A 6,417-nucleotide genomic window follows, 5' to 3' on the forward strand; every position below is an offset into this window, starting at 1 on the left:
TACTGGCGTGAGCGCCCGACCCCTGCACGACCTGATCGACCCCGGCTGGGCCACGGCCCTGGCACCCGTCGCCCCGCAGATCGCCGCGATGGGTGAATTCCTGCGCGCCGAGAACGCGGCCGGTCACGGCTATCTGCCGGCGGGGGAGAATGTGTTGCGCGCCTTCACCTTCCCCTTCGACGAGGTGCGGGTGCTGATCGTCGGCCAGGACCCCTACCCGACCCCAGGGCATGCGGTCGGGCTGAGTTTCTCGGTGGCGCCCGACGTGCGGCCACTGCCGCGCAGCCTGTCCAACATCTTCACCGAGTACACCGCGGACCTGGGATACGAGCCGCCCAGTTGCGGCGACCTGAGCCCGTGGTCGAAGCAGGGCGTCATGATGCTGAACAGGGTGCTGACGGTCCGGCCGGGCAATCCCGCGTCGCACCGCGGGAAAGGCTGGGAAGCTGTCACCGAATGCGCCATCAATGCCCTGATCGCGCGGCCGCAGCCGCTGGTTGCGGTGTTGTGGGGCCGCGACGCGCAGACCCTCAAGCCCATGCTCACCGGCGAACGCTGCGCGAGCATCGAATCGGTGCACCCGTCACCGTTGTCGGCGTCGCGCGGTTTCTTCGGGTCGCGGCCCTTCAGCCGGGCCAACGAGCTGCTGGCCGGCCTCGGTGCGGACCCGATCGACTGGCGCCTGCCCTAGTGAAGACACACGAAAGCGCTGCACGGGGTTCGTGCAGCGCTCAGGTGTGAAGCTTTCAGTTGTCAGGCGGAATCAATCCGCCCGGCGGTAGCCCAAACTAGCCGCGGGTGACCTTGCCGGCCTTGAGGCAGGAGGTGCAGGCGTTGACGCGCTTGCGGTTGCCGCCCGGACGATCCACGGCACGCACGGTCTGGATGTTCGGATCCCAGCGGCGGTTGGTCCGACGGTGGGAGTGCGAGACGGACATACCGAAGCCCGGTCCCTTTCCGCAGATGTCGCACACGGCGGCCATGAAGAACTCCTCGAAAATCAGTACTTGGGGTCTGAGTCCGACGGCCACAGCGTTGTGCGGCGCGAACAGACAACCTGACCAGGATACCGGGCCGCCCGACGATCACCAAAATGGGTCTGGTGGCTGCTGTTCCAGGGGAGTTGGTCAGGAGATTTGTCGGGGCCTGTGGCTAGGCTGGCGGAGCACTGAGGGTCGAGGGCGGACGCGATGGAGGTCACATGTCAGCTGGCGTGGGTCGCATACCCCGTCCGCTGGATGGGATCGCATTACGTGACTGGGCGCACACCGCGGTCCTGCACCTGATCGCCCACACGGACGAGATCAATCGGCTGAACGTCTATCCCGTCGCCGACTCCGACACCGGCACCAACATGTTGTTCACCATGCGCGCCGCCGCCGCGCAGGCCGACGAGGCCGTGAAGGCGGCGGGCAACGACGTGGTGGCGGTGTCGGCCGCATTGTCGGCGGGGGCGCTGCACGGCGCCCGGGGCAACTCGGGCGTCATCCTGTCGCAGATCCTGCGCGGCGTGGCCGACGTGGTTGCCGAGGCCGCGTTGCAGCGCGGCGAGGACAGGGAGTGCGGCGAGATCACTGCGCCGGAATTCACCGCGGCCCTGCACCACGCCCAGGTGCTGGCCGTCGCGTCGGTCGGGCAGACCGTGCCCGGCACCATCGTCTCGGTGCTGCAGGCGGCCGCATTGGAAGCCGAGAAGCACGACGGCGTGACGGACCTCGCGACCATCGCGGCGACGGTCGCGGATGCCGCCGCGGCAGCGCTCGACCGCACCACCGACCAGCTCGACGTGCTCGCCGAAGCGGGTGTCGTCGACGCCGGCGGGCGCGGTCTGCTGGTCCTGCTCGACGCCCTGACCGCGACACTGTCCGGCGGCTCCCCGCCGCGGCCGCAATACCAACCGGGACACCCGCGGGCAGAGCACGGCCGCGGTGCTCACGACCACCATGATCACCACGAAATCAATGGCACACCACCACAATTCGAGGTGATGTACCTGCTGGGCGACTGCGCCGCCGACAACGTCGAGGTGTTGCGCGCCCGCCTGCTGCGGCTCGGTGAATCGGTTGCCATCGCCGCCGCGAGCGCCGGTGCCCAGTACAGCGTGCACGTGCACGCCGACGACGCCGGCGCCGCGATCGAGGCCGCCCTCGATCTGGGTACCGTCAGCAGGATTCAGGTCACCGCACTGATCGGCGCAGCCGGGGCCCGGCCCTCCGGCGGCTGGAGCCGGGACCGCGCCGTGCTGGCGATCGTCGACGGCGACGGGGCGGGGGAGTTGTTCGGCGGCGAGGGTGCGCACGTGCTGCGGCCCGTCGATGGGCAGCCGGTCAGTGCGCAACAGTTCCTCGCCGGGCTCGTCGGCACCGGCGCCGCGCAGATCATGGTGCTGCCCAACGGTTTTCTGGCCGCCGAGGAATTGGTGGCCGGATGCGCCACGGCCATCAACTGGGGCATGGACGTGGTGCCGGTACCGGCCGGATCCATGGTGCAGGGATTGGCCGCACTGGCGGTGCACGACGCCACCCGGCAGGCCGTCGACGACGGTTACACCATGGCGCGCGCCGCGGCGGGCGCGCGGCACGGATCGGTACGTATCGCCACCGAGGCGGCGCTGACCTGGGCCGGCCGGTGCCGTCCGGGTGACGGACTGGGCATCGCCGGTGACGAGGTGCTGATCGTCGGGCACGACCTGGTCAGTGCCGCGAGCGGGCTGATCGACCTGCTGCTGTCGTCGGGCGGCGAACTGGTCACGGTGCTGACCGGTGCGGGCGTCGGCGCCGAGGTGGGGGTCGCCCTGGCCGAGCATGTGCGCCAGGAGCACCTGGCGGCCGAGTTGGTGACCTATCACACCGGTCACCGCGGCGACGCACTACTGATCGGGGTGGAGTAGCGGTGGTCGCGCTGACCGACTCCTTGGTCCACGTACTGGGCGCGAAATCGGCTGCGCCGCTGGAAGAATTCTTCGGTATCCGTACCGTCAACGACCTGTTGCGGCACTATCCGCGCAAGTACAGCCAGGGTATGACGGTGCTCGGTGAAGACACCGAGCCACCGGAGGAAGGCGACCACGTCACGTTCGTCGACGTCATCACCAAGGCGGAGACGCGCTGGACCAACCGGGCACCCAAGCGCGAATATCTGGTGGTCACCCTCGGCAATCGCAATCCAAAGGTCACCGCGACCTTCTTCAACGCCAAGTTCCTCAAGAAGTCGCTCGTCGAGGGCACCCGGGTGATGCTGTCGGGCGTGGTCGGATTCTATGGGCGCACAATGCAATTGACGCATCCCGCACACCTGGTCCTCGGTTCGGCCGGGGGCCGCACGTTCGGTTCACCGGCGCTGAAGAAGATCGCCGACGCCTCCGAGAAGATGCACGGCGAACTGCAGATGTCGGCGTTCGAGCGGGAGTTCTTCCCGATCTACTCGGCGTGCGCCAAGGTGCAGAGCTGGGACATCTACGCGTGCATCCTGCAGGTGCTCGCGGTGCTGGACCCGATTTCCGACCCGCTGCCGGAATCCATCCGCGTGCAGCGGGGCCTGATCTCCGAGGACCAGGCGCTGCGTGACATCCACCTCGGCGAGCGCGAGGCGGACCGTGAACAGGCCAGGGAGCGGCTGACCTTCGACGAGGCCGCCGGGCTCCAATGGGCGCTGGCCGCCCGTCGGCACGGTACGCAGTCGCAATCCGGTCCACCGGCACCGCCGAGAGAAGACGGTCTGGCGGCCGCCCTGCGTGACCGGTTGCCGTTCGAATTGACCGCGGGCCAGCGTGATGTGCTCGAGGTGCTGTCGACCGAGCTGTCCGAGTCCCGGCCCATGAACCGGATGCTGCAGGGCGAAGTGGGCTCGGGCAAGACCATCGTCTCGCTGCTCGCGATGCTGCAGATGGTCGACGCCGGATACCAATGTGCGCTGCTCGCTCCGACGGAAGTGCTTGCCGTGCAGCATGCGCGGTCGGTTCGCGACGTACTGGGGCCGCTCGCCATGGCGGGCCAGCTCGGTGCCCCGGACGATGCGACATCGGTGGCGCTGCTCACCGGATCCATGACCGCACAGCAGAAACGGCAGGTGCGCGAGGAGGTCTCGAGTGGGCGGGCCGGCATCGTCATCGGCACCCACGCCCTGCTGCAGGACGCCGTGGAGTTCGACCGGCTCGGCATGGTGGTCGTCGACGAGCAGCACCGGTTCGGGGTCGAGCAGCGAGATCGCTTGCGCGCCAAGGCTCCTGAGGGCCTGACGCCGCACCTGCTGGTGATGACGGCCACCCCGATCCCGCGTACGGTCGCGCTGACCGTGTACGGCGATCTGGAGACCTCGACCATGCGGGAGTTGCCGCGGGGCCGGCAGCCGATCGACACCAAGACCATCTTCGTCAGCCAGAAGCCGGCGTGGCTCGACCGCGCGTGGGCCCGCATCCGCGAAGAGGTCCAAGCGGGCCGGCAGGCCTACGTGGTGGCCTCCCGGATCGACGAGAACGACAAGACGAGCGAGAACAAAGAGGCCGGTCCGCCGCCGGTGACGGTCGTCGAGCTGTACGACAAACTGCGCACCGGGCCGCTGCACGGGCTGAAGCTGGGGCTCATGCACGGCCGGCTGCCGGGCGACGAGAAGGACGCCATCATGTCGGCCTTCCGGGCCGGACAGATCGATGTGCTGGTGTGCACCACGGTCATCGAGGTCGGCGTCGACGTGCCCAACTCGACGGTCATGGTGGTGATGGACGCGGACCGCTTCGGCATCAGCCAGCTGCACCAGCTGCGCGGCCGTATCGGCCGTGGCTCACACGCCAGCCTGTGCCTGCTCGCGACGAAGCTGCCGGAGGGATCGAAGGCCGGTGCCCGGCTGCAGGCCGTCGCCGGCACCCTCGATGGTTTCGAACTGGCCGATCTCGACCTGCAGGAGCGCCGCGAGGGCGACGTGCTGGGCCTCAACCAGTCCGGGCGGGCCGGACATCTACGGTTCCTGTCGCTGGCCGACCATCAGGAAGTCATCGAGTCGGCCCGCGCCTTCTGCCAGGCGGCCTACGCGCAGAATCCGGATGATCCGGGCATGTCCGCACTGGCCGCCCAATTCGTCGACACCGACCGCGTCGAGTACCTGGACAAGGCGTGAAACGCCTGCTGTGGCTGGTGGCGGCAGTGGTGCTGGCGGTGGTGGTCGCGATCCAGGTCGGCACGGCAGACGAACCGGCAGCGGTCGCTGATGGCGTCGACGGTGCCGTCGTGCCGACCGTCGCTCCCGGTACCGACATCCTGGCGGGCGTGGCCGTCGTCCCGCGGCGCGTGCGGGATCCGAACTACCGGCGCGCGGCGTTCGGTGAGGCCTGGACCGACGACAACCCGGCGCCCGAGGGCCACAACGGCTGCGACACCCGCAACGACATCCTGAACCGGGATCTCACCGACAAGACTCTCGTGTCGCTCAAGCGCTGCCCGCAGGCGGTGAAGACCGGGGTACTGCGCGATCCCTACACCAACGACACCATCGCGTTCACGCGCGGCAACCAGGTCGGCGCAGCGGTGCAGATCGACCACATCGTGCCGCTCGCACTGGCCTGGGACCTCGGGGCCAGAGACTGGAACGACGAGCTTCGGCTCCGATTCGCGAATGACCCGGCGAATCTGCTCGCGGTGTCCGGGAAATCGAATCAGGACAAAGGCGACAAGCAGCCGTCGGACTGGATGCCGCCGAACCATGGTTTCTGGTGCCAGTACGCCGTGCAGTACGTCGCGGTGTTGCGCGGCTATGGGCTGCCCGTGGACGCGCCGTCGGTGCCCGTCCTGCGCGATGCCGCGGCCACCTGCCCGACGAGCTAGGAGCCGACGTCGTCAGTACACGACGGGCTGTTTGCGTATTCGTTGCCCGACCGACTGATTCCGCACAAAAATGGCGGGGGATCGTTTGCTGTTGCGCGCCGGGGTCGCACAACCGCTAATTCGAGAGCGGTCGGCGCCGAATTGCGCAGATATTGGTTGCCGAGCTACCGCATCTCGGCAACCAATATCTGCTCATATGACCACGGCGAAATGACCGAGAGCGGGGCGACTGAATTTCGGGTCGGAATGCCGTCAATTCAGCAATCGGTCAACAATTCGCCGCAGCCTGATGCCAAATTCGCTCCTGCCTGTTGCGGTATTCGCTAGCGGCGCCCGAAAATGCCACCGATGGTCTTCAGGGTGCCGTTGAGGGCACCGGCGACGGTCTTGGTGGTGCCGTCGAGTGCGCCCGCGGCCGTCTTGGTGGTGTTGTGTAGTCCGCCCGCGACGGTCTTGGTGGTGCCGTCGAGGTCGGCGGCGACGGTCTTGGTGGTCCCGTTGAGGTCGGCGGCCAGGGTTTTGGTGGCTCTTCACAGATGAGGGTGTAGAGGTGGTTGGCGCGTCGTTGCCGGGATAGAGGTCGAGGTCTCTCGAAAATGAG

5 protein-coding genes are annotated in these 6,417 nt (G+C 68.1%); 4 read left to right on the top strand and 1 reads right to left on the bottom strand.

What is annotated here, in order from left to right; translation table 11 throughout:
• The first annotated feature begins 7 nt into the window (after positions 1–7).
• Positions 8–691, top strand: a complete 684-nt coding sequence (locus ACJH6J_RS27020; RefSeq protein WP_060999581.1) for a uracil-DNA glycosylase — start codon at positions 8–10, stop codon at positions 689–691.
• Between the two features lie 97 nt (positions 692–788).
• Here the strand turns inward: ACJH6J_RS27020 and rpmB are convergent, their stop codons facing one another.
• Complete coding sequence (gene rpmB / locus ACJH6J_RS27025; RefSeq protein WP_029105766.1) at positions 789–983, bottom strand: 50S ribosomal protein L28; 195 nt, start codon at positions 981–983, stop codon at positions 789–791.
• 218 nt (positions 984–1,201) lie between these two features.
• Between rpmB and ACJH6J_RS27030 the strand changes: the two genes are divergently transcribed.
• Genes ACJH6J_RS27030 through ACJH6J_RS27040 form a run of 3 tightly spaced genes read left to right on the top strand, consistent with a single transcriptional unit; the run spans position 1,202 to position 5,816 of the window.
• Positions 1,202–2,890, top strand: a complete 1,689-nt coding sequence (locus ACJH6J_RS27030) for a DAK2 domain-containing protein (protein WP_064860453.1) — start codon at positions 1,202–1,204, stop codon at positions 2,888–2,890.
• 2 nt (positions 2,891–2,892) lie between these two features.
• Positions 2,893–5,112, top strand: a complete 2,220-nt coding sequence (recG, locus tag ACJH6J_RS27035; protein WP_064860452.1) for an ATP-dependent DNA helicase RecG — start codon at positions 2,893–2,895, stop codon at positions 5,110–5,112.
• Positions 5,109–5,816, top strand: a complete 708-nt coding sequence (locus ACJH6J_RS27040; protein ID WP_406804813.1) for an HNH endonuclease family protein — start codon at positions 5,109–5,111, stop codon at positions 5,814–5,816. The genes recG and ACJH6J_RS27040 overlap by 4 nt, the downstream gene beginning before the upstream one ends.
• Positions 5,817–6,417 lie beyond the last annotated feature (601 nt).

This window comes from Mycobacterium sp. SMC-18, from assembly GCF_045310895.1.
Lineage (GTDB): Bacteria > Actinomycetota > Actinomycetes > Mycobacteriales > Mycobacteriaceae > Mycobacterium.